Annotated in this window: 20 protein-coding genes; 10 read left to right on the top strand and 10 right to left on the bottom strand. The window is 42.6% G+C overall.

From position 1 onward, the window contains the following. Positions 1 to 3 precede the first annotated feature (3 nt). From CXF81_RS12630 to CXF81_RS12620, 3 genes are all read right to left on the bottom strand, one after another. The gene (locus CXF81_RS12630; RefSeq protein WP_101181705.1) at positions 4 to 969 is read right to left on the bottom strand and encodes an aldo/keto reductase; all 966 of its coding nucleotides are present in this window, start codon (positions 967 to 969) and stop codon (positions 4 to 6) included. Between the two features lie 185 nt (positions 970 to 1,154). Beyond that, complete coding sequence (locus tag CXF81_RS12625; RefSeq protein WP_198556399.1) at positions 1,155 to 2,423, bottom strand: serine hydrolase domain-containing protein; 1,269 nt, start codon at positions 2,421 to 2,423, stop codon at positions 1,155 to 1,157. A 96-nt stretch (positions 2,424 to 2,519) separates the two neighbouring features. Further along, the gene (locus tag CXF81_RS12620; protein WP_101181704.1) at positions 2,520 to 3,269 is read right to left on the bottom strand and encodes a GntR family transcriptional regulator; all 750 of its coding nucleotides are present in this window, start codon (positions 3,267 to 3,269) and stop codon (positions 2,520 to 2,522) included. 364 nt (positions 3,270 to 3,633) lie between these two features. Here CXF81_RS12620 and CXF81_RS12615 point away from each other — a divergent pair, with 364 nt between their 5' ends. From CXF81_RS12615 to CXF81_RS12595, 5 genes are all read left to right on the top strand, one after another. Next, the gene (locus CXF81_RS12615; RefSeq protein WP_101181703.1) at positions 3,634 to 5,727 is read left to right on the top strand and encodes an alpha-xylosidase; all 2,094 of its coding nucleotides are present in this window, start codon (positions 3,634 to 3,636) and stop codon (positions 5,725 to 5,727) included. 45 nt (positions 5,728 to 5,772) lie between these two features. Further along, entirely contained in the window at positions 5,773 to 6,327 is a 555-nt protein-coding gene (locus tag CXF81_RS12610; RefSeq protein WP_101181702.1) for a TRAP transporter small permease, read from the top strand. Between the two features lies 1 nt (position 6,328). Beyond that, positions 6,329 to 7,615: a TRAP transporter large permease gene (locus CXF81_RS12605; RefSeq protein WP_101181701.1), complete on the top strand. Its 1,287-nt coding sequence runs from the start codon at positions 6,329 to 6,331 to the stop codon at positions 7,613 to 7,615. Between the two features lie 12 nt (positions 7,616 to 7,627). Beyond that, entirely contained in the window at positions 7,628 to 8,665 is a 1,038-nt protein-coding gene (dctP, locus tag CXF81_RS12600) for a TRAP transporter substrate-binding protein DctP (protein WP_101181700.1), read from the top strand. Between the two features lie 376 nt (positions 8,666 to 9,041). Then, a complete protein-coding gene (locus CXF81_RS12595; protein WP_101181699.1) occupies positions 9,042 to 11,417 on the top strand; it encodes a TonB-dependent receptor in 2,376 nt (791 codons plus the stop codon). Positions 11,418 to 11,574: 157 nt separating this feature from the next. On the opposite strand, the gene CXF81_RS12590 is transcribed toward CXF81_RS12595, so the two are convergent. Beyond that, the gene (locus CXF81_RS12590; RefSeq protein WP_198556398.1) at positions 11,575 to 12,519 is read right to left on the bottom strand and encodes a LysR substrate-binding domain-containing protein; all 945 of its coding nucleotides are present in this window, start codon (positions 12,517 to 12,519) and stop codon (positions 11,575 to 11,577) included. 248 nt (positions 12,520 to 12,767) lie between these two features. Between CXF81_RS12590 and CXF81_RS12585 the strand changes: the two genes are divergently transcribed. The 5 genes from CXF81_RS12585 (at position 12,768) to gloA (ending at position 18,389) form a co-directional block, all read left to right on the top strand. Continuing rightward, positions 12,768 to 13,676, top strand: coding sequence for a dimethylarginine dimethylaminohydrolase family protein (locus tag CXF81_RS12585; protein WP_101181697.1), 909 nt, complete (start codon positions 12,768 to 12,770; stop codon positions 13,674 to 13,676). 10 nt (positions 13,677 to 13,686) lie between these two features. Further along, positions 13,687 to 14,916 (top strand): Zn-dependent hydrolase, encoded by a 1,230-nt coding sequence (locus CXF81_RS12580; protein WP_101181696.1) that lies wholly within the window; start codon positions 13,687 to 13,689, stop codon positions 14,914 to 14,916. A gap of 18 nt (positions 14,917 to 14,934) precedes the next feature. Then, positions 14,935 to 16,365 carry an aldehyde dehydrogenase family protein gene (locus CXF81_RS12575; RefSeq protein ID WP_101181695.1) on the top strand — a complete coding sequence of 477 codons (1,431 nt, stop codon included), beginning with the start codon at positions 14,935 to 14,937 and terminating at the stop codon, positions 16,363 to 16,365. A gap of 179 nt (positions 16,366 to 16,544) precedes the next feature. Next, positions 16,545 to 17,744, top strand: coding sequence for a pyridoxal phosphate-dependent aminotransferase (locus CXF81_RS12570; protein WP_101181694.1), 1,200 nt, complete (start codon positions 16,545 to 16,547; stop codon positions 17,742 to 17,744). Positions 17,745 to 17,837: 93 nt separating this feature from the next. Next, positions 17,838 to 18,389, top strand: coding sequence for a lactoylglutathione lyase (gene gloA, locus CXF81_RS12565; protein ID WP_101181693.1), 552 nt, complete (start codon positions 17,838 to 17,840; stop codon positions 18,387 to 18,389). 226 nt (positions 18,390 to 18,615) lie between these two features. On the opposite strand, the gene CXF81_RS12560 is transcribed toward gloA, so the two are convergent. The 6 genes from CXF81_RS12560 to CXF81_RS12535 form a co-directional block, all read right to left on the bottom strand. Continuing rightward, the gene (locus CXF81_RS12560; protein ID WP_101181692.1) at positions 18,616 to 18,939 is read right to left on the bottom strand and encodes a 2Fe-2S iron-sulfur cluster-binding protein; all 324 of its coding nucleotides are present in this window, start codon (positions 18,937 to 18,939) and stop codon (positions 18,616 to 18,618) included. A 2-nt stretch (positions 18,940 to 18,941) separates the two neighbouring features. Further along, the gene (locus tag CXF81_RS12555; protein WP_101181691.1) at positions 18,942 to 20,165 is read right to left on the bottom strand and encodes an NAD(P)/FAD-dependent oxidoreductase; all 1,224 of its coding nucleotides are present in this window, start codon (positions 20,163 to 20,165) and stop codon (positions 18,942 to 18,944) included. An 89-nt stretch (positions 20,166 to 20,254) separates the two neighbouring features. Further along, complete coding sequence (locus CXF81_RS12550; protein ID WP_198556397.1) at positions 20,255 to 21,394, bottom strand: aromatic ring-hydroxylating dioxygenase subunit alpha; 1,140 nt, start codon at positions 21,392 to 21,394, stop codon at positions 20,255 to 20,257. A 103-nt stretch (positions 21,395 to 21,497) separates the two neighbouring features. After that, positions 21,498 to 22,871: a YjiH family protein gene (locus tag CXF81_RS12545; RefSeq protein WP_101181689.1), complete on the bottom strand. Its 1,374-nt coding sequence runs from the start codon at positions 22,869 to 22,871 to the stop codon at positions 21,498 to 21,500. Next, complete coding sequence (locus CXF81_RS12540; protein WP_101181688.1) at positions 22,868 to 23,848, bottom strand: 2-hydroxyacid dehydrogenase; 981 nt, start codon at positions 23,846 to 23,848, stop codon at positions 22,868 to 22,870. The genes CXF81_RS12545 and CXF81_RS12540 overlap by 4 nt, the downstream gene beginning before the upstream one ends. Before the next feature lie 11 nt (positions 23,849 to 23,859). Next, complete coding sequence (locus CXF81_RS12535; RefSeq protein ID WP_101181687.1) at positions 23,860 to 25,476, bottom strand: 5-guanidino-2-oxopentanoate decarboxylase; 1,617 nt, start codon at positions 25,474 to 25,476, stop codon at positions 23,860 to 23,862. Positions 25,477 to 25,517 lie beyond the last annotated feature (41 nt).

Genomic DNA, 25,517 nt, shown 5'->3' with positions numbered 1-25,517 from the left:
TTCCTAATCGTAAATTGGATTAAAAGTATTAAAGGCTGCTTCGCAGAAGTCGCCAGGGTCATTAAAACGGCGATTAATATTCAATGCAGAAATAGCAGTCATTTCTTCTTCGTTTAGCTCAAAGTCAAAAATATCAATGTTTTCAACTAACCTTTCGGGCTGTGTGGTTTTTGAAATAATCGCTGTACCGCGCTGCACACCCCAGCGTAATACAACCTGCGCAGCTGTTTTCCCAGTGCGTAGGGCTGCTTTTTTCACAATTTCTTGCTCGATCACCGACTCTGCCGCACCCGCCATATCAAGTTCTAAATATGAAAGCGCACCTAAGGGTGAAAATGCGGTCACTGCCATATTGTATTGTTTGGCTAAACGGATCAGTTTTTCTTGGGTTAAATACGGGTGTGATTCAATCTGTAGCATGCTGGGTTTTATTGTCGCATACGACATTAGGTCATGCAGTAAGCCGCTATTGTAATTACAAACACCAATTTGTTTTGCTAACCCTTTCGCGTAAACAGCTTCCATTGCTTGCCAAGTTTCCATAAGAGGAACTGACGCCAATTCAAGTCGTGGATTTGGCCCATCTGGATCAGCTATCCACTCTGGGGGATAACGAGTTTCAATCGGTATGAACTTAGACGCAATAGGAAAATGAATTAAATAAAGGTCTAGATAATCTAGTTGTAAATCGTCCAAACTTTTTTGCAAGGCCAGCTCGACATGCTCTTTAGCATGAAACGAATTCCACAACTTAGACGTTACCCATAAATCTTCGCGTGAACATAAACCATCTTCAATAGCGAGCTTAATGCCCTCTCCTACTTGCTTTTCATTACCGTAGTCAGATGCGCTGTCTAAATGACGGTAACCCTCTTTTATGGCATTATAAACCGCTGTTGCGCAGTCCTCTTGAGAAATTTTCCACAACCCGAAACCCATACTTGGGATAACTTTATTGCCTGATATCATCTTAAATACCCCCTTACTTTCTTTTATTAGGTCTTATATAAGATATAAGTTAAGGTACTGTTTAAATTTTGTCAACACGAACGCTTAAATGAGTCATTAAATTTAATTTACTGACTTACGCCTAAAACAGTTTTCGCGTGACTAAACGACCGTGAAAATAGCGTCGATTTATAAAAGTGAGTATCTTACTGCTCGTCTATCAATGACTGATAAACCGTATTTTTAAAGTCGTGCCTAATAGGGTAGAAAGCAGAAGGAACGAACTGTGACATCATGATCACAATCATATTTTCTTTAGGATCTATTCTAAAATAAGTTGATGCTGCACCGCCCCATCCGTAATCACCGTCTGAACCCATAAGCAATGCGTCGCCGCTATCAACGGTAACCGACATAGCCAAAGCATAACCTTCTCCATGAGAAGTAGGTGAAAAGGGAATTAAGTTTGCAGGTAAATGATTAGAGGTTAAGTAGTCGACGGTTTTGCGGCCTAGTATTCTTTGCCCTTTATACTCGCCACCATTTAACAACATTTGGGTAAATATGTAATAGTCACCAATAGTCGACACCAAACCACCACCACCATTATGCACAGAAGGATCTGATAAAAAATCACCTACTGGAGGCGGATCAAGTACGCTTATTTCGCCATTTTTTCCGGGGCTGTATATTTGCGCGAGCCTGTCAACTTTATTGGAAGGAACATAAAAAGCTGTATCCGTCATTTCTAAGGGGGTAAAAATCACTTCCTGCATATAGTCGCCAAGCTTCATACCGCTAATACGCTCAACCAAAAAACCAATAATGTCGGTATTTATTCCATAGTGCCATTGAGTGCCGGGTTGATGATTTAACGGTAATGTGGCAATGCGTTTTAAGACAGTATCTAGGCTGTCTGCTTTGGACAACGGGGGTAACGCTTTGTATAGTTTGTCAACGGCACTATTTGTGAACCCGTATGAAAACCCCGCAGTGTGTAAAAATAAATCAATGATACGTATTGGACTTTTAGCGGCTTCTAGTTGAATGTTATCGGCCTCACCACCGGCATATACTTTCAGCCCAGCTAATTCTGGTAAGTATTTTTCAATCGGATCATACATGTGGAATTTACCTTGTTCCCATAAGGTAAGGGCCGCGACCGCAGTAATTGGCTTGGTCATAGAATATATGCGAAAGATAGTATCGGTGGTCATCTCTTCTGCACGTTCAAGGTCTCGCATACCATTTGCCGACAAATGGATAATTTTTTGGTCCCGAGCAACAAGCGTTACGGTGCCGGCGAGCTTGCCAGTGTCGGTATATTTTTGCATCGCGCTGTCAATTTTACCAAGACGCTGTTGCGAAAAACCGTGGATATTTACGTTTTTATCCATCGCAGAGGTTTGTTCTTTTTGCACCGCAGAACACGCGGTCAATAAAATGCTGCTTACTAGTAAGACATATAATTTCATTCTGATCTCTCTGCAACGACGATGTTGATAAGCTCAACAGTAGCGGATTTTTTACCTAATATTACAAAATATGGCATCATTACCTAGCTTGACAACTCACGTCGACTCTACTAAATAATGATAATTGTCACTTCTACAACGGCTAATTCTAAACTCAATGGCTTTTCCATCAAGCGAATGTGCTATGCGCTGCACTTCCAAAAGTGCATCGCCTTTTTTGACCCCCAGTAATCGTGCATCTTCCGCGCTAGCAATATCCGCTTTAATTCTGTCAGTCGTTGTTTGCACTGTGAGGTTAAATTGGGTTTGATAAAAATGATACAGAGTATGGGGCAGCTCTTGAGTTCCCTCTAATGCTTTAAAATAGGTGTATGGTAGGTAGATCTTTTCAAATATACAAAATTCATTATTTAGGATCCTGCGCCTCAACACCTCAAACACCTTCATATTCCCTTCAGTGCCAAATGCAGCAAGTACATTTTTAGGTACCTTTATCAATTCCAATGACAACAGCTCAGCTTTAGGAAGCTCTGGCGCTTTGCCGTCACCAATAATCGGATAATAACGATACAAACTGTCCTGATTTGTGTGCTCTGACACAAACGTTCCCACCCCTTGGCGTCTGCTGAGTATTTTTGCGCTAGTTAATCCATTTAACGCCTTACGCACAGTTCCTTGACTCACACCAAGTTCTTCCGCCAATTGAAATTCATTAGGCAGCATTTCACCGGGCTTCCAGCGCTGTTCAACAATTAACTGCTTAACGTGGTTTTCAACTTGCGTGTACAAAGGCTGAAATACGACCCCTGTTTGACTGAGCTTGTTATCAAATCTATTGTTTTTCATAAATTCACTAAAAAATGAAATTATTGATGAGAATAATATTAATAGTACATAAATATCAAGCTTTCTTATGTTAATACTGTCTTGAAGGGCATATTGTTTGGCCTAATATCGTCGCACCTTGTCGTTACAAAACCTCAACATTATCGCATCTAATAAATGTAATCGTAATTTTAAACACAGAACGTAATTGACAACAATTTAACATTATAATAACTTATGTCTTATATAAGACAGGAAAAGTTAACTCATTAGATAAGTAATGAGGCGACACAATCGCGTTTAAATATTCTATTTTCATGTCGCGTGACAACGGACTGATACTAAACTTACTTATTCATCATTTACTATAAAGGATTTGAACAACATGTTTGAACTTTCTACTCCCGACTGGAACAGTGTTGCACAAACTGAAATTACAGGTAAATGTCAATTATTACCCAGTGGAAAGGTATTGATCCCGACCAATCACGGTGAGCTAACATTAAGTATTACCGAAATGGGTGTCAGAATACAAAATGAACATCAATTTACGGTCAACGATTACGGCATACTGGTAAATCAGCCGTCGGTCTTTGCAGCCTCGATCACATCAAGTTCAACACACACTCAAATTATCGCTCAAAATCATAGCATTGATATACAGCATAGACCTTTCGCATTCGAATGGAAAAAATCGGGTGAAATCAAACAAAAAACACCTAACGACGGTCACTTTGTGCGCCAATTCAGATTACCCCCGATGGCAAAAACACCGCAAGGCTGGCTATTTAGTGTGGATTTGGGTGCGGAAGAAGCCGTGTATGGTTTGGGTGAAAAGTGGTCTGGATTAAATAAACGTGGGCAATTAATTAGGTCTTATAACCACGATGCTTTAGGAGTGAATGCTGAAATTTCTTATAAAAACACCCCGTTTGCATGGAGCCCTAAAGGCTGGGGTCTTTTTGTGCATACCCCCTCACCAGTAACGCATGCTGTTGGTTATGCTGCTTGGTCGCAGCGTGGTTACTGCGTGCTAATTGAAGATCAAGCCCTTGATATTTTTCTATTAGACGGCGAAAACGGGGCACAAATTATTGAGCAATATACCCATTTAACGGGTCGCTCCCCCGTGCCGCCATTATGGAGTCTGGGCCTGATCCTTTCTAAAGCCTATTACAAAGACGTTCCTGAATTATTGGCAACAGCGAAAGCGGTGCGCGACAATCATCTGCCTTGCGATGTGATCACGTTAGATGGCAGGGCTTGGCAAGACACCGACACTCGATTTGCATTTGAATGGGATCCTAAACGCTTTGATAATCCTGCCGCCGTTATAGAGGCATTAAAAGAACAAAACTTTAAGGTGTGTATTTGGGAATACCCATTGGTTTCTGTACAAAACAAGTTGTTTGATGAAATGGCACGTAAAGGTTGGTTACTGAAAGACAAGAGAACCGGCGAAGCTTATCGTTACCAATGGGATATGAGTGCCTTTGCGGAGGTGTTAACACCGCTCCCTGAATCAGGAATAGTTGATTTTACTCACCCTGAGGCGTATCAATTTTGGCTAACATCGCACAAGCCTTTGTTTGATTTAGGCGTTGATATGATAAAAGCCGATTTTGGAGAGCAAGTTGAAGACGACAACATGCTTGCGCATAATGGTGATAGTGGCAATAGACTGCACAATGTCTATAGTTTGCTTTACAACCGTTGTGTTTATGAGGCAGCAGAAAAATATAGTAAAACGGGTCCATTTTTATTCAGCCGCTCAGCATGGACCGGCTCACAACGTTTTCCCAGCCAATGGGGCGGAGACCCTCAGGCAGATTGGGGTGGGTTGATAGGCAGTATTCGAGGCGCGCTGTCATGGGGTATGTCTGGTGCACCTTTCTTTGCGACCGACGTCGGTGGATTTTACAAAGATACACGCGACTCGATCTTGTTCGCGCGATGGACTCAAGCTGCTGTGTTTTCAGCACACATAAGGTTACACGGTATTGGTCAGCGTGAGCCGTGGAGTTACGCCACCGATGCTGAGAATGCGGCCAATAAAGCAATCATACTACGCTACCAACTCATGCCGTATATTTATAACACGATGAAGCAGTCGAGCAAATCAGGCTTACCTGTTATGCGAGCAATGGCACTCGCATTTCCAGATCAACGCCTTGCCCATTCGTTCGAACTACAATTTATGTTTGGTGATAGCCTGTTGGTTGCCCCCTGCACTAATCCAGAGGGAAGAGTAACGGTTTATTTACCTCAAGGTAATTGGACTCGTTTTCCAAATAAACAAAAATACGCGGGCCATCAGTTGCTCGAACTGACACTAGAGCTGGATGAGATAGCGGTATTTGTTCCTGAGCATCATTCGATCCCGATTGGTGCAAGCGTAGAAAACGTCGAAATGCTTACCGGCGACTACGAACATACTGACAACCTACCGCATTGGCCAGATCATGATATTAACCAGTAGATCAGAATATATTAATAATACGATGCCAACAGGAATGAGCGTTTCATGATGTCATTTATCACACAGTTGAACACCGCTTTAGGAGTGCTTAATTTCCACATTGCAAGAAGTGCTAAGTACCTTGCCGGTTTTTTATTAGCGCTAATGGTAGTCATGATTTTGGCACAAGTTGTTTTTCGCTATGTGTTAAACGACTCATTAACCTGGACCGAAGAGCTTTCTAAATTTGCGATGGTATGGATTGCCTGTTTGGTCTCCCCTTGGGCATATAGAGAGCATTTAAATGTGTCGATTGAAATGTTCCACGATGCTTTACCCGTATTACCAAAACGAATTGCTGAAATAGTAATTACGATCCTGATTATGCTTATTAGCGGAATATTTTTTGTGCAGAGCATCAGTTTTGTTGCCGCTGGCATGACTATCACAGCCGCTTCTGTTCAGGTTAAGTTATGGTTTTTTTACCTTTGTATGCCGTTTGCTTTTGGCTCACTGTTTTTAGTAGGCATTGAAAGGATCATTCAACAACTCAGTTCACCACTGATCCCTCATCATGGCGGCACGCCCAAAAGTCCAGACTCAAAGCAGGGAGCACAATAGTATGTCGTTAAGTTATATTTGGATATTCATTCTCTTACTTACGGCCGGAACCCCCGTTGTGTTTGCTCTACTGGTAGGCCCCGGCGTAAGCTTAATGATTGATGGCAACGAGGTGTTTTTCTCTGCCCTCTTAAACCGATTATTTTCAGGAATGAATTCCTTTCCTCTAATGGCAGTGCCCTTTTTTATACTTGCTGGTGAGTTGATGAATCAAGGCGGGATCACGCAGTCTATTGTGCGCTTTTGCCAAAGTCTTATTGGACACTACCGCGGTGGTTTAGCGCAAGTTAATATACTCTCCTCAGTGCTGTTTGCGGGTTTGTCGGGCTCTGCAGTAGCAGATACATCAGCGCTAGGAAAAATGTTGATCCCCGCAATGGAACAAAATGGCTATAGCCGCCGGTTTGCCGCTGCAGTTACCGCAGCATCTTCCGTAATCGGACCTATTATTCCGCCCTCTGGAATTATGATTTTATATGCATTTATTATGAATGTATCGGTTGCAGGCATGTTCTTGGCAGGGATATTACCCGGATTAATGATATGTGTTGGCTTAATGATAGTAACCAATCGTATAGCCAAAAAACGTAATTACCCAATCGCTAACAAAAAAGCGTCATGGGCCGAGCGCGGTTCTGCTTTTAAGGTATCTTTTTTACCATTATTAACGCCTATTATTTTATTAGGTGGAATTATTGCTGGCGTATTTACACCCACCGAAGCTGCTGCTGTGGCGGTAGGCTATGCATTTATTGTTACTTTATTTATCACCAACACACTGCGCATTAGCCAGTTACCTACAATTTTAGTGAATGCCGCAGTTCAGTCCGGTACTATTTTATTATTGGTCGGCTCAGCTGTAACCTTTGCCTGGATCATCACAGTCTCAGGCTTAGCCGATTCATTAGCTGCCAATATAATAGGTATCACCTCAAACGTGTTGTTGCTGCTGCTAATTATCAATCTGTTCTTGTTCGCTATTGGCATGTTTCTCGATGCTGGCCCAGCCATTCTAATTTTAGGGCCTGTGCTTGCGCCTATCTTTATATCATTGGGCATCGATCCCCTGCATTTTGCGGTTATTATGTGCGTAAACTTAACGGTGGGCTTAGCCACACCACCAATGGGATTAGTGTTATTTGTAGCCGCTTCGGTGTCGGGCGAAAAAACCGAGAATATCGCCGTCGAAATGCTTCCATTTTTAGCGGTTGAGGCCCTCGTTATTTTCATTATCACGTATTTTCCTGCGGTCACTATGACCCTTCCTCGCCTATTTGGATTTGCCTAAGGATCTATCATTATGAACACTAAACGTAAGGTACTTTTGGGAATTTATGCACTGGTGTTTGTAATGAGTATTACTGGCATAATGCGCTCCACCAGCTCGCAAGCAGAATTCACCATAAAGGCAGCTATTCAAGCCTCAACACAAGATGAAGATTACGTCGGCTTGGTTGCCTTTAAAGAGTATGTTGAATCCAAGAGTGAGGGCCGCGTCAAGGTTGATATTTATACCTCAGGTCAGTTTTGTGGAAGTGTGCCTGAGTGCATTAGTAACTTGCAGCAAGGCGTACTAGAGATGTTTCCAAGCACCGCTGGCGGCACCGGTAATTTTTTCGCACCTGCTCAGGTGTTAGACTTACCTTATGTATTTACAAGCGATAAACAAGCGATATGTGTACTGAATGGTCCAATGCTAGACAAAATAAGACAAAGCGTATTGGAGCGCTCATTGAAAATTCGACTTATCGGTATTGCCAACACCGGTGGCTGGCGTAATTTTGCCACCACTAAAAAGCCGATACACACACCAGAGGATTTAAAAGGCCAGAAAATTAGGACCACACCAGCGGAGATCCAACAACAGCTGGTTAAACAATTGGGGGCAAATCCTACGCCAATTTCATGGGCTGAGCTTTATACTGCATTGGCAACAGGCGTAGTAGAGGGCAGCAAAAATGGAATACAAGATATCATCGGGGCCAAGCTGCAAGAGCATTTGAAGTACATTATACTCGATGGCCACTCATACATGGCGACGTTATGGTGGTTTTCAGAACCAGTTTGGCAAACGCTACCAAGGGATATTCAATCTATTATTCAAGAGGGCTTTAAGAAACAACAGGCTGCGGCAAATAATCTAGTTGCAACTGAGGAAGAGAATTCTTACAAAATCTTTGAACAGGCAGGCGGTACTATTTATCGCCCTTCGGTAGCTGAAAAACAAGCCTTTAAGAATGCGGCTAGTAACATGCGAGGCTGGTTCATCAGTGAATTCGGTAGTGAATGGCTTAACCTATTAGAAAGCTCTGTGGCAACCTGTGACGCTCAACAGTGATCCCGCTCACCTCGGCGCTCCTCTGCCCACCTTTGCTCACCTCTGCGCAACGCTGCTCACCTCTGCTCTCCTCTGCTCTCCGCAAGCCCTATTTCACAAATGTAACGATATAAACTTATATTTACATATTTAAATCACAATTTTATAACAAAACAGTTGCATCTAGTTTACTTATTGGGTAGTTTTAACTACATCTTCTATCTTATATAAGACAGACCTAAAATAGTCTTAATAAAAATAAGCCGTTTGCAGATAGAAGTTGCACAGTTGAGCCTCTCAACTTGCTACACATCACTAAATGTTGCGCCGAATTATCTGCTTAATTGCGTGAATAGTCTCCGGCAAAATAAGACATACTGTAAAATTGGAGAACACAATGAAATTTAAACCAAGCTCTTTGCAACAAAGCATTGCAAAAGCCTTAGCGCTGACAACCTGTTTGTCGTTAGGCATGACAGTTAACGCTCAAGAAGAATCGAAAGACACTGACAAAGGATTCGAAACTATTACCGTTACTTCACAAAAACGTGTTGAAAATTTAAATGAAGTTCCACTTGCTGTTACTGTTTTGCGTGAGAACCAAATCAACGCCGCGTTCTCGGCCAACATAGAAGGACTGCAAGCACTTGTCCCGTCCGTTAGCTTTAGAAAAGGTAACACCACCCGAAATTCTGCTATTACGATTCGTGGTATTGGGACTATATCCTTTAGTGTGGCTGCAGAACCAAGTGTTTCCACGGTAGTGGATGGCGTTGTGCTTGGCCGGTCAGGACAAGCCTTTGTCGACTTATATGACCTAGAAAGAATTGAAGTACTGCGTGGCCCGCAAGGTACGCTCTTTGGTAAAAATGCATCTGCCGGTGTTATCAACATGACCTCTAAACGCCCAAGTGAGGAATTTGAGGGTGTGTTTGAAACGACGCTTATGCAGGATAATGAGTATCGTCTTAAAGGCAGAGTATCAGGGGCACTCAATGACAATGTCAACGGCAGTCTAACGGTATTAAAATCGCAATTTGATGGCTATATAAAAAACGTATACAACAATGAAACTACCAGTGGATATGATAAAGAAGGCGTTCGCGCGATGCTGGATATTGACGCATCAGGTGACACCGACATTTTGTTTATTTTTGAAACTGTCAGTTCTAACGACTCCTGTTGTGCCGATCTTGAACTAACACCCAGTGGTCGACATAACTCTGAAGCATCACCGAATAGCACAGGTGTGGGAGACTTAGATTTAAATCAACGTCAAATTGATCATGACTTTGAAACTCGTACTATTGACGACCATACTGCGTTTTCGGTTCAAATCGATAAACCTATTGGCGATCATGAGTTCACCTCTATTACCGCTTATAGAAGCTGGAATAATACAGAGTTTCGAGAAGGTGACTTTACTTCAACAGCAGGCGATCTGCCTTTCCCAGTGTTTGGTGTGCCTTTTCAATTGCATGATATTGGACCACAAGAATGGGATCAAGTATCACAAGAGTTCAGAATAGCCTCACCTTTAGGCGGTGATTTTGATTACCAAGCTGGATTTTTCTGGTGGAATCAAACCTCTGAAAGAAACTTTACACGAGATGCTTCGTGTCAAGATAATAACGGTCAATTCCCTGCTGCTATTGGTGCATACCTGAGCGACACGCTAGGTGTTGCTAATCCCAGTGAGACAGATATTAACGACTTCATCGCGGCGCAGGGGCTTAGTTGTAATTCAAACGACATAGTAGGTGCCACTGCTTATATGGAAACTGAGTTTGATAACTGGGCTGTGTTTGCAGACGCTAAGTACCATATTAACGAAAATTTGCGCCTCCTCTTTGGCATTCGTTACACCGACGATGAAGTCAGCTTTTCACATAACAGAAAAAGCAATGACCCGTATAAGAGAACAGGTGTTGGTGTACGTGGATTCGAAACTGACTATAAAGGTGGTACTGATAAAAGTAATACGTCATCGAAGCTTGGCGTGCAGTATGATATCAATGATGACAGCATGGTGTATGCCACATTCTCACAGGGCTACAAAGGTCCTGCGTTCAACGTGTTCTACAATATGGCAGACAACGACACCTTACCCATTGGCCCCGAAACTTCGGACGCTTACGAACTCGGCTATAAATATGCGACAAACAATTTAATTGTTAATATTGCCGCATTTAGAACCGACATAGATGGATTTCAAGCAAACAACTCCGAACTTTTAGACAGCGTAGTTATCACTCGTTTAACTAACGCAGGTTCAGTTACCACTGAAGGGTTTGAAGTTGACTTTATGTGGCAAGCTACAGAGAACTTTGTGTTAACTGGAGGTGTTTCTAGCGTAGACGCCGTTGTTGACGAATTCAGTTGCCCGGTTGGATTAACCACTTGTGATGGGCGCTCAGGTGCCGATTTACCCTTCTCTCCAGACTTAAAGTATTCAGTTACCGGTGAATATGTGATGGAAATGGATGGTATGGATGTTTATTTTAACTCGTCTTACGTCTACACCGACGATATTTTTGCGGGCGCGCCGGGCAGCACAGCACAAACTAACCCAGAAGCGTTTTTACCTGAATACAGCATCGTCAATGCGAGTGTTGCATTTTCGTTTGATGACGACGCTTACAGAATTTCGCTTATTGCTAAAAACCTCACCGATGAGAAATTTGTGACTACCTACAGTGGTGATAACTTCCGTTATCAAATACCACGTGATGCAGACCGTCACTTTGGTATTCAGTTGCGAGTGAAATTCTAAAAAATCCACAAAACGTAACTCGTTTAGGCGCCTCTTAAGGCGCCTTTTTTATAAGATATTTTACTATGCGGATGTATTTTTTAATCCTAAATAATTAAGTGAATAGTCGTATCCAGCTAATTCAACTGCAGCAATCCCAGACCTATTCATCCTTTATTCATAAAGTAAGCAAGTTGAAATTTTTTTCTAACCTTGCGCCTTTTTGGGCCAGATTTTCTAACACACCACGCAGTACTAACTGAGTGCGGTAATTCATGTTTTTTTCTTCATGAGTGGCTAAGTAAACCGATTGTCCTTCATTGTGGTCTGAATCAACCGCGAGCATTAACTTACCTTGTTTAATATCATCTGCCACCTCTACAGTGTCAGCTAATGCGATACCCATGCCAAGTCGAGCGGCTTCGATGGCTTGATAAGCGTATTCAAAATAAGTATGTTGTGCTGCACTTTGTCCATCTAATTTGTGATGATTAAACCACTTAAACCATTGCGCCAATCCGTCGTGTAATAGTGGATAAGCAAGGAGTTCTTTAACTGTTTTTATCGCCTGTCCTTTCAGTAATGCAGGATGACACACGGGCACATAATATTCATTATACAGTTTAGTAATTGTTCTGCTTGGATCCTCAGGTAAGCCTAAGCATAAGGCGATGTCGAGATCAGGCGGCAAGGATTTTTGATGCGGTTCCAGCGTTTTTAACTTAAATGAAATTTCCGGAAATTGACGCTGTACATTCGCCAATACTGGCAATAACCAATTAAGCATGATGGTGGCTGTAGTGCCTATGACTATTTCGCCCGCGACTAAGGTGGGGTCAAGCATATGCAAACCTTTGTTCAATTCAGCGAAAGCAATTTGGATGGATGATAGTAATCGGCTGCCCGGCGCAGTCAATCGCAGCTTGTTATTTTTTCGCTCAAAAAGTTGTGTACCTAATCGTGCTTCTAGTAGTTTTATGTGTCGACTTAGTGCTGAATGTGACACGAACATTTCCTGCGCCGCTTGACGCATATGGCAATGTCGACCGGCAGCTTCAAAGGCATGTAAGGAATTTAGCGGAATTTGCCGTAAATCCAAATAAGGGCTTTGTTTCTGTTTCATTGATATCGCTTCCTTCAAAACCATGTGTTTTTGTAAAAAATAACAGCTGCGGTGCAATCACTCCTTTTCGGCTGTATTGCCGACACGGCTTGTTTCCGACGAGTTTTTATTTTTTATCTAGGGTTAGTGAATATAGTCAACAGCCAGCCTGGTCTCATTATGTGACCAATTTGGTCAATAACCTTTGCTTGATTATTAATTAGGTAACCATAAACTAAACGGATAAATTCTGATAGAGTAATTTACGCATGCAAGACCCTTTTTTCCGTCGTAACGCGCAAGGAGCCACATCTCGTCTAGATTATTGGAGCATGGACTCTGAATATGGTGAGCTGCAAGATGTATTGATTGGACCCATGGAGCATTATTCATGGCAAAAAGGTAATGCAATGTCGCTGCGTTCAATTCGATTGGGACGCGAGTTTGACAAGCATATAGCGCAACAGCAATACCAAGAAATGTTAGACGTTTATCAACATTGCGGAGTAAAAACTCATTTTCTTAAGGCGGATGAAAACTTGCCTTATCAAATATATGCTCGCGATTCTTCGGTATTAACGCCTTGGGGTCCTATGATCACCCAAATGTATAGCCCATGGCGACGCGGTGAGTGGGTAGCGGTATCTAAATTCTATCAAGAAAACAACATTCCGGTTTACGAGGCTGTTACCGCAGGTGCTTTTGAAGGCGGTGACTTCATGGTTTTAGAGCCAGGGGTTATATTGTGTGGTTATACTGGCGAACGTACAAGCGAAGCCGGACTTAAGCAAGTCCGTAGCTGGGTTGAAAAAGAAGGATGGGAGTTTAAATCTTATCAATTTGACCCGTACTTTTTACATTTAGATGTAAAATTTGCCATGTTGTCAGAGAAGTTAGCTGCCGTTTGTACTCAAGCCGTAGAAGATGAATTACTCGATTGGTTGAAAAGTAGAGGGATTGACATTATTGATATTTCTTATCGGTCGGTATTAGAGCTTGGGGTGAATGTTGTCGCTTTAGGTAATGATAGAGTATTAATACCCCAAGCGAGTAAAGAGCTAGTGGGCAAAGCAAAAGCCCATGGTTTGGAAGTGTATCAGCCAGATATGTCAATGTTCACTTCTGGTGGTGGCGGTGTGCACTGTATGTGCCAACCTTTAAGTCGAAAAGACGCGTAGGAGAATTAATATGACACTAAAAATCAATGGCGAAAGATTATGGTCTAGTTTAATGGTCATGGCTGAAATTGGCGCGACGCCAAAAGGCGGTTGTAATCGTCAAGCCTTAACTGACTTGGATAAAGCCGGTAGAGATTTATTTGTAAGCTGGTGTAAAGAAATAGGCTGTGAGCTTAGAGTCGATCAGATGGGCAATTTATTTCTGCGCCAAAAAGGGTCTGATAACAACTTGCCTCCCGTCATTATCGGGAGTCATTTAGACTCGCAACCGACAGGCGGCAGATTTGATGGCGTATATGGCGTTTTAGCTGGCTTAGAAGTATTACGCACCTTAAATGATGCCAATCAACAAACCTTGCATCCCATTGAAGTAGTGGTATGGACGAATGAGGAAGGAGCTCGTTTTTCTCCGGCCATGATTGGCTCGGGTGTTTGGAGTGGGGAGTTTTCTATTGATTATGGTTGGCAGCGTACCGATAAACAAGGAGCGACAATCAAACAGGAGCTCGAACGTATAGGTTATTTAGGCGAGACTCCCTGTGCACCATTCCCTATAAAAGCGGCATTCGAATTACATATAGAACAAGGGCCTATTCTGGAATTAATTAATAAACAGATAGGCGTGGTTAAAGGCGTACAGGGAATGCGCTGGTACGATTTAGTGATACACGGGCAACCGGTGCATGCAGGCCCGACCCCTATGGACCAACGCAAAGACCCAGTGAAAGCAGCAACGCAAATTATTGCTCAACTGTATGCGCTCGCAGATGAATATGCACCTCAAGCCAGGGCGACCTTTGGTGATATCAACGTCACTCCGGGTTCGCGTAACACAGTACCTGAAACATTAACGTTAACAGTCGATCTACGTCATCCTAATCAGGATATATTGCAACAAATGGATCAGAAATTTAAACAGATTTCTGAGCAAGTTTGTGCTGCTTGTGATGTCGATTTTGACATTTTGGATGAGTGGAATTCACCTGCAGTTGAGTTTGATAAAACCTGCATTGATGCAGTTCGAGAAGCTGTTGAAGAAATGGGCTTAGCCTACGAAGAAATGTTCTCTGGCGCGGGCCACGATTCTGTCTATGTCTCTCGAGTTGCCCCTACATCGATGATCTTTGTGCCGTGTGAAAAGGGAATTAGCCATAACGAAGCTGAAAACGCCAAACCCGAAGACATTGCTGCAGGTTGTCAGGTTTTATTAGGCGCGGTATTAAAATTAGCTGCTGAGTAACGGTAAATATGGTGTTAAATGAAAAAATTTGAACAGCTCTATATTGATGGTCACTGGGTAAATAGCCACAGTGACGCACGACTTGAAGTGATAAATCCGGCTAATGGTGAACTCTATGCGAGTGTGCCATCTGCCGATGTGCAAGACGTAGACAGTGCCATCCGAGCTGCAAGTAGGGCATTTAGCTCTTGGTCTGAACAACCTGCTGATTTCAGAGCTGCGATTATTAACGAAATAGCCGACGGCATGCAAGCACGTATCGATGAACTCACAGAAGTGATAGTAGCATCGATGGGTTGCCCCCTTTCTTTGGCTTCTGAAATACAAGTACAGGGCTCTATTGATGCATTCCGCAGCTTCGCACCGTTAGCTAGTGAAATGGATAAACAGCAGGTACACGCTAATCATATTGTTGTTACTGAGGCTGTTGGCGTTTGTGTATTAATCAATCCTTGGAATTACCCTTTATCGCAATTAGTAGGTAAGTTAGGTCCAGCACTAGCTGCAGGTTGCACTGTGGTAGTTAAGCCCGCTGAACAAACACCGTTGCAAGATTTGATTTTAGCTGAAATTATTCATCAAAGCAGTTTACCACAGGGTGTATTTAATTTATTGACCGGAGTAGGCAGTGAAATTGGTGAAGCGTTATGCAGCCATGCGTTAGTCGATATGGTGTCTTTTACCGGCTCAACCTTGGCGGGCGTAAAAGTGGCGCAAGCAGCCGCACCAACGGTAAAAAGAGTCTGCCAAGAGCTGGGTGGGAAATCACCTTATATCATCGCTCAAGGTGCCGATTTGCCTGCCGCTGTGCGTTATGGTGTAGAAGACGTGATGCTGAATTCGGGGCAAACATGTTGCGCGCTTACGAGAATGTTAGTGCCCGCTGAACAACTAGCTGAAGTTGAAGAGATAGCCAAATACGCTGCTGCAGAATGGCAGTTAGGCGATCCGATGTTAGCCGCCACCAATATGGGGCCACTTAGTTCCCGGCAACAGCAGCAACGGGTATTGAGCTATATCGAAAAAGGCATAGAAGAAGGCGCTAAATTACTCTGCGGTGGCACGCAACTACCTGCAGCATTGCGTAAAGGGGCTTATGTGCTGCCGACAATTTTTTCGGATGTCAGCAATGATATGATTATTGCTCAAGAAGAAATATTTGGTCCCGTGTTATGCATTATTCCTTACCAAAATATTCAACAGGCAATTGAACTAGCAAATGAGACGCCATTTGGCTTGTCGTCCGCCGTGTTTGCCGCCGATCAAGCTGCGGCAATTAAGATTGCCAGCAAATTACGAGCTGGTCAGTGTTATATACAAGGTGCCCTGTTCAATACCGATAGTCCTTTTGGTGGATATAAACAATCGGGTAACGGTCGAGAGTGGGGTATTGAAGGATTAAAAGAATACACAGAAACTAAAGCCATGCTTATTAATGCTGCCGATTAACCTCTATTAGCTTCTATTGGCCTTCATCAGCTTCTATTAGCTTCTATTGGCTTTTATTAGCTTCTTTTAGCCTCTATTGTCCTCTATTGGCCTTTATTAGCTTCTATTAGTTCATATTTATTGTTGTCGCTTCGCCTTAACAAAATCACTATTACTTGCGATAAACAGGAATACACATTATGCGTTATGCGCCACTCACTCTAGCTATTCAAGGCGACACTGTGGATGCTTGGGACATCCATTTTAAAGCAACTTCACTTAAAGAACGCGATCCAAGCGTTATTATTTTAAGCATTGGCGATCCCGATTTCGACACGCCTGTCTGTGTGGTCGACAGTGCAATAACTAGTTTACGCAGCGGCGATACACATTACGTTGAAATTGAGGGACGTGGCTGTTTACGTGAAAAAATTGCCGCTAATCATCAAGCGAGTTCTGGTCAAACAGTCACCAAAGACAATGTCATCATGTTGGCAGGAGCGCAAAACGCGCTGTTTGCTAGCTCTTTATGTATTTTAGAGCCGGGAGATGAAGCCATTGTATTGCAGCCCAATTATATTACATACGAAGCGTGTATTGAGTTAACTGGCGCCACATTAGTGCCGGTTGCTATGGATACGCAAAATCATTTTTGTTTAGACAAAGCTGGTTTGAGCGCAGCCATAACGACGCATTCCAAAGCTATTTATTTTGCAACGCCAAGTAATCCAAGTGGCATGATGTTGCGCAAAGATGAACTGAAATTTATTGCTGACCTTGCCATTAAGCATGATCTTTGGGTGGTATCTGATGAGGTATACAGCCACACTGTTTTCGAAGGTGAACATGTCAGTATCGCTGGCGTAGATGGCATGGCTGAACGTACAATCACCATAAACAGCCTATCTAAATCTCATGCAATGACCGGTTGGCGAGTGGGTTGGGCCATCGGACCAATAGAATTAATTAAACACTTAAGTAATTTGTCATTATGTATGTTGTATGGCCTACCGGGATTTGTCCAACAAGCCGCATATACTGCATTGACCGATCCCGACGCATTGGCAGAGTCTGAAAAAATGCGCTTAACTTACCAACGACGTCGAGACCGCTTAGTTAAGTGCTTTGCTAAACATCCACAGTTAAGTTGCGTACCACCACAGGCATCCATGTTTTTATTGGTCAATGTGAGCCAAACCGGGCTTAACGCACAGCAGTTTGCCGACGCTTTATTCGAACAGAAAAAAATTGGCGTTTTACCCGCCACCGCTTTTGGTAAGTGTACCTCTGACTTTATTCGCATTTCTTACGTTGTGGATGATGTTCAACTGGAAGATGCATGTAATCGAATTGACAGCTTCATGCAGCAATTTTTACATTTGCGGACTGTGCAGCGGTAATACGTTCATTAATGTCATAAAATATTCCAAAGCATTCAAAATACAAGATAACACAGTCATTTATGGTTTTTACAAAGTCAATAGGAGACTAATATGAGTCGTCATTTTGACCAAGCCCAGGGCTTAGTAGAGTATCACGATCCAGCTACGCACGAGTTTGTGTTTAATCAAACCATGTTTAGAATTAAAGATCCGGAACGCACGCTCACGTTTTATACTGACGTATTAGGCATGACGCTGACAACACGATTAGACTTTGATGAAATGAAGTTCACCCTATATTTTCTGGCTTGTATCCCACCAGAGCGTCACAGTGATTGGTCAGGGGATGACAATCAACGCATGGTGCAAACCTTTGGTCGCCCGGCTATGTTAGAACTTACTCACAATTGGGGTGATGAGAGCGACGACAGTGTGTCTTATCATAATGGTAATGAGCAACCGAAAGGCTTTGGCCACATTGGTTTTGCAGTACCTGATGTTGATGCCTCCTGCGAACGATTTGAATCTTTAGGAGTCGAATTTCAGAAGAAACCGAACAGTGGTAGTCTAAAAGGAATTGCCTTTATTAAAGATCCTGATGGTTATTGGATTGAGATTTTCACACCAGACCGTCTGCCCAATTTATTACGTAAGAGTTCGTAATTTAGATGCCGTTTTTGGCTCTAATTTAGAGCCAAAATTAACGTAATTGAAGAAAATATGAATGCCGAGCACTGCCACTTTTTAGACTGTCAGTCCACGCTTAAAATCGAATAAAAATGCGCGTTTATTTACTTTCTATTGGTGTTGAATAAGCTGTTACTGTTGGTCTGAATATTACGGGGGGAAGACACATGTAGTGGATCGGCAATAGTAAAACTACATGTTATTACCAACTACTTTCTGGCACGTGCACCACTAGTCCATCATGTTCTTTGTTTAAAAATATCTGACAAGCCAGGCGGCTGTTTTCTTGCATATTATCAATAGCACCTTCTAATAGCTCTGTTTCCATATCATCAGCAGCCATCATTTTAGCTTTCCACTTATCATCGATAAAACAATGGCAAGTTGCGCATGAGCAACAACCACCACAATCGCCACTGATTTGTTCTATGTCGTTGTCTACGGCGGTTTGCATCAAACTGTCACCTTCATTGGCAACGACGGTAATTTCATTTTTATCGGGTAATACAAAGGTTATATTAAGCATAGTCATACTCCTGCTATTTCAGTGAAAGCACTATTAAGATCTTGGTTTTTGTCGGCCAGTATTACTTTGTTAACTTTAGGCAAATTGTGGATATACTTACGACTGATCATAAATGATTTTGGTTGATTAATCGTGTCCACGGCAATTAGCTGGTTTTGGGCTAAATAGAAAACGGCCAGGCTTTTTTCGGTTTCTTGACGTATCACGATTTCGTCATAGCCCTCAGATAAACCAGCAGTTTGTAACTTGTCATCATACTGATCAGACCAAAACCAAGCCGTTGCAGAATAAGGCACGAACTGCCCACAAATAGCGGTGCTTGCGGTTTTTGCTTGATCCGTCGCATTTTGTACCGATTCAATACGTAATTGTTTTTGATAGACCGGATGGTAAAAGCTACTGCAGTCACCAATCGCATAGATATTATGGTCTGAGGTCTGCATATACTCATTTACTCGAATACCGTTATTAACGTCCAGTCCGCATTGTTCTGCAAGCTGTTGTTCTGGAACAACACCAATACCCGCTATGACCATGTCAGCTGGGTAACGTTGACCATTTTCGGTCTCTACCGCGAGCACTTTATCAACACCTATAATTTCTGTCACGACCACATTTAGTTGTATATTGACCCCATGTGTAGTGTGTAGTTGAGTCAAATAATCACTCACCACATTATTGCTTATATGACTCAGAGGGCGGTCATGTTTCAGCAACAAGGTCACATTTTTACCTAATTTTTGCAGTGACGCTGCCACTTCTAAACCAATATAACCACCACCAATAACCACTACATTATGGGCCTTTTTTAAAGAATCCCTAATACCCATAGTATCTTGATAATCACGTAAATAATGCACTCCAGATAAATCACTTCCCGGCACAGTTAAGCGACGAATAGACGCCCCCGTGGCAAGAATTAACTTATCGTAAGATAAGCACTGCATGTCATCTAATGAAACGGTTCGCTGCTCTCGGTCAATATTAGTAACCCGCTTACCTAGCATCAAATCAATGTCTTTTTGTTGATAAAAGGTTTCGGGTCGCAGCCATAATTTTTGTTCAGGCAACACATTTTGTAAAAACGCTTTTGATAAAGGTGGACGTTGATAGGGCAAGACAGTGTCAGCACTTATCAGTATGACTTTACCTGCATATCCCTGACGACGTAAATTAGCCGCTGCTTGCACTCCAGCATGGCTGGCTCCAATAATAATACAACTCATGGCGTTCAGATTTCTCCAACTGTATCTAACAATGTCGCTAACGTTTTTCAGTCATCGGGTGCTTTCTAATCGAGTCATTGCAATACCCATTAAACTGAAGGTTGAGCGCGCATTTTTTTCAACCACATTTGATGAAATGTCATATTCACTTGGTCCCAAGCTGCATTAAGATTGCCTTGGTTGGCTATCTCATTACTGCGAGTGACTTGTAATTTGTCAAGTAATTCAATATCTTGCTGATTCACCTCATTTAGTACCTCATGTAAGGTGGTCTGTTCTGCTGCATATTCGTCACTTGCCGCCTCATCATTCACTACATAAATACTTAATGATTCGGCTGTAGTCGTTTCGCCCATAGGTCTAATTATTATGGTTTGCACCCAACAAGGATCAACAAAGAATAATGTATTCGGGAAAATACCAAACCATTGCTGTGTTCCGCGCTTTTCTGGCTGTAAACCAGTAAAGTGTGGCAGTTGCTTAGCTGTTTTGGCCTGCTTAGCACTGGCACCATTGGCTAGGCGTAAACCCACAATATTCTCGGATAGCAGCAGATCATCTTGCTCCAGGACCGATGCTAAAGAACATGCTTGAGAATGAACGAAAGGAACATGATAACCATCAAGGAAGTTATCTACTGCTAATTTCCAGTTGACTTCACCGGAATAGTCGGTGGTGCTGATCTTGCGGATATCATTTTGAGGATAAGAGGCTAATAACTCATCGAGTGGTTGGATAAAATCGTCAAACAGTTCTGCTTGACCGTCAATATTGACAAAAATAATGTCCCACCAAATGGCAAAACGAACGCTAATCAGGCTTTTGTCCGCTTTATCTTCTGCAGACATGACTTTATTTTCATTGCCAAAGTAACTAGGAGCACTGAGCAGGTTACCGTCAATTTTGTACGTCCACTTATGATATGGACATACAAGGCTGCGCTTATTGCAAGGTTCATCAACTAATGGGGCTCCTTTATGGCGACATATATTGTGAAAAACGCCAATTTCACCACTTTTATTACGTACAGCAATTAACGATTGACCGGCTATTTTAACCGGCAGAATATCACCAGGCTTACTTATTTGTTGACCGCAACCAATACTGGTCCAGCCATTGGTAAATAACTTTTCACACTCTAGTTGATAAGTGTCTTTGTCTTTAAATGCGGCAGCAGGAAGTCCGTGTGCAGTAATATGCTCGCTTGTAATTTGTGTTATGTCGATCATGTTTGACTCCAAATCATTGGTACTCATCTAACTACCGGGTATCTAACCACAGCTAAGCAATGCGTAACATACGAAGAATGTTATGTTATTGAGCTTATTACGTCTAAAAAAGCATATGTGCAATAACTACCAGTATCGGAAAGGCGATAACAGTGCGAATAATAAATATGGTTACTAACTGCGTAATGGTAATTGGGATTGCCGAGCGCATAATCAAAATGGCGGTTTCGGCGAAGAATATCAATTGTGTAAGTGACAGTCCGGCGAGCACAAATTTAGTGATAGGCGAGGTTAAATTACCCGCGATGATAGTGGGTATAAACTGATCCATTAAACCGATAAATAGGCCCGGAGCAGCGAGCTCAGCTTCTGGAATATGCAACAGCTCTAACAACAACGACAGTGGATAACTGAGTGTTTGCAATATGCTTGTATTGTAATAAACCGCTAAGGTCAAAAACTCAATGGTCATGGCTGCGGGCATCATCATCAAGTAAATATCAATCATTGACCAAAAGCCTTTTTTCATCGATTTAGCAGGCGATGGAGAACTCGTTGCTGTGGTTATTGCTCTGTGAGCAGCCCATTTTAAGCGACTCTCACCACTGACAACATCTTCGTTAAGTTGTTTGCCTTTGCCGTCGTAATATTCATCTTTAAATGACGATAATGGGGGGAGTTTAGGGGTAATGACCGCGCATAAAATGCAGATAAACAACATACTGGCATACAGTTGTAAAAAATAATCTTCTAAGCCCGCTATTTGTGCTGTCAGCAATACAAAAGGAATCGATACCACTGAAAAGTTGGTCGCAATAACTGCGGACTCCCGTGTGCTGTAAAAACCTTGTTTATATTGATAGTTAGTCATCACTATCGCAATACTTGACGACCCAACCCAAGACGTTAATGTATCAATGGTGGCTCGACCTGGTAAGTTAAAGATTTTTTGAAAACCTTTTTGTAACAAGGTGCCGATAAAGTCTAATAAACCGTAGTCGGTCAAAAAAGGCAAAAATAGGCAGCCAAGACCTATTAATAAAAAAATCGCGCCAGCAACATCAATATACGCCGTGACGCCAGTTTCTTTAGCTATCACCCATGCTGGACCTATTTGGAAAAAAGTCATCACTGAGGTCACTCCCCCAATAATGGCGAGTACGGTCCACAACCAATGGGAAGCGATAAACTTTTCGCTCCAAGGGAGTTTCTGAGCAAATGATTTAGGGGTTAAATTATAAATAATAGCGACTACTGCTCCGATAAAAAATATACCGCAGGTGAATATTTTCATATCGTCATCAATCAGCTGAGTGAGCAGTTTTGATACCAAACCAAGACTAATTGTCCAAGTGCCTTCGTGTACAAAAGGCACAAGAAAAAAGGCGATACCGAATAGCGAACAGCCGACTAATTTTAGCCATGTTACTAGGGTAGTAGATTGTATTTTTTGTATGCCGTAGTCGTTTTCTATCATGATGAAATACCTCGTGGCGAGTTCACAGGAGTTACTGGTTTGTTATTGTTCAAAAAACCAATAATATTGTCTGCAACGAGATTGGTCATTGCGGTGTAGGCTTCTCTTTCAAAGTTGGCGAAATGCGACGTTAAGGCTACATTTTTAGCGGTAATGTTATTGACTTTATCTGTATACACATCGAGTCCAGCACCATGCAATTGGCCCGCGTTTAAACGGCAGATCAAGGCTTCCTCATTGACTAGACCGGCGCGGGCAGTGTTGACTAATACTGCGTCGGGTTTCATTAGAGCCAGCATTTTTGGGCTGACTAAATCATAAGTCTGCTCTGACAACGGCATGTTAACGCAGATAAAATCGGCGTTACTCATTAATTCTGCAAGTTCTACTTTTTTCGCGTTAACGGCTTGCCCCATTGCTTCATTTAGCGATAGGTCGTAATAGATAATGGTGTTGTTAAAGCCATGGTGCATCATTTGCGCGACTCGAGAACCGATTCGACCTAAACCAATTATACCGGTAATTTTATTGCGGATAGAGACGGCTGTCGGGCGTTGAAAAGATGGCGCAGGGTCGGCTTTCATCGCCCTACGTTCTGCACTTAATGCTGGGATTTGACGAGCAATAGAGACGAGTAAAGCGACTGTCGCTTCAGCCGTCGCATGAAAAGCTTCCTCGGTAGGGGTGTTTGTTACTTGGATCCCTTTTTCTGCCGCTGCGACAGCGTCAATATTAGAAAAACCGATACCATAGTTGGCAATCAATTTAACTGTTGAAGGCATTTTTGCGATTAAGTCTGCGTCAATATCATCTTCTGTATGGGTTAATATCGCTGCAACATTTTGCATTTTTTCGAGCAACTCAGCTCGGTCACAAATATCATCTGAATCTGCAACGATTAATGTGATGCCGGCCTCACTCAGGCGAGCTTCTAACAGTGATGAGTTGAACAAGGGACGAGTAAGAAAAACATTCATAGTACAGTCCTCTAAAAGGCGTACCCGCAATCAAGTGCAGATTCATCTAATTCAATTAAAAAGGGAGCGCCGTGCGATTTTGCTTTAGTCAGGGCCGCCTTCAATTCTGCCAAGGTATTGGCATGAGTGGCTTGACAACCCATTGCTATGGCTAAGGCAACATAATTGGGAGGAATAATATCGACGCCCGTTTTCTCAACCTTTGCATCATCCATAAAACGTCGAATTTCGGCATGGCCTTGGTTATTCCAGACGAGATAAATAACCGGGATATTGGCATCTACTGCACTAATAATTTCATTTAAACTGAATTGGCCACCACCGTCACCCGTTAAGCCGATAACCGGTAAGTGAGGAGCACCAATAGCCGCTCCAATCGCCGCCGGAAATGCGTAACCTAATGTTCCATAGCCAGTTGTTGAATGAAAATAGCGGGCTGTATGACTGGTTTCGTAATACGCTTGAGCGTAGTAAGCAGGCTGTGTTGAATCCCCTACAATTATACAATCACCTAAGGTTTCGGTAATGGTTTTGAAAAAGTCGCTATAAGCAGATTTTTTCATGTCTTGGGTGTCGGCGCGTAATTTGCTGCAGCGTGCGTAAACTGCATCGCTGTTGCGGTGACTGTTTATTGGCAATTGTTTGTTTATTGCGTCTAATGCTTGCTGGGCTTCCGATATAATTGGTAGCGTTGGTTTGTGATTACGCATCAACTGTGCGCTATCAATGTCGATGCGGATCAGCTTACCTTGTATGTTCAAATCGCCCAAGAAGAAAAAGTCATAGTCTGTTTCGGCAAGTTCAGTGCCCACTGCTAATACGACATCAGCCTGTCTTTCAATTTCTTCACGGATTGCTGGATGCGATGGCGTTGACCCTATCGCTAGTGGATGACCAGGAGGCATTATACCTTTACCATTACAGGTGTTTACTACTGGCATATTTAGTTTTTCAGCTAATGTTTGAGCCACTGAATCCACATTTTTAGCACCGCCACCTAAAATCATTATAGGTCGTTTAGCTTGGCTTAATAATGTAGCTGCTTGCTGGATACTGCTGGCTTCTGGCGCAGGTGGTTTAGGCATTGGCCATGGTTGCATGTCTAAGTGACTGGCATCTTGCGCCAATATGTCAATCGGGATTTCTATGTGCACTGGACCCGGGCGTTGACTGCTAAATATGGTAAATGCTTGTGCTAACACTTTGGGTAGATTGTCTACACTTAACAAAGTATGACTGAATTTAGACACTTGCGAGGTAATGGCTAATTGATTAGGAAGTTCATGTAATCGCCCTTCACCCATTGCCAATTGTTGAGTACGATTAACCGATGAAATAACCAGCATCGGGATCGAATCCTGCATTGCTTGGCCCATAGCGGTAATAATATTCGTCATGCCCGGCCCGGTGATGATAAAACACACCCCAGGTTTTCCCGTTACGCGTGCATAACCATCAGCCATAAATCCAGCGCCCTGTTCATGACGCGGCGTAATATGTTTAAGTGTTGCACCTTTTAGTCCCCGATATAACTCTATGGTATGCACACCTGGAATGCCAAAAACTGTATCGACAGCATATGCCTGTAATAATCGAGTCAGTGCTTCACCACATGTTTGTTGTAACATAAAAATTGTTTACCTTTGTATTTCGTAATAATGTAAATTTT

The organism is Glaciecola sp. 33A (assembly GCF_002836745.1).
Lineage (GTDB): Bacteria > Pseudomonadota > Gammaproteobacteria > Enterobacterales > Alteromonadaceae > Glaciecola.
Note: the sequence above shows the minus strand (reverse complement) of the source record. Positions and strands in the feature narration are given on the sequence as shown.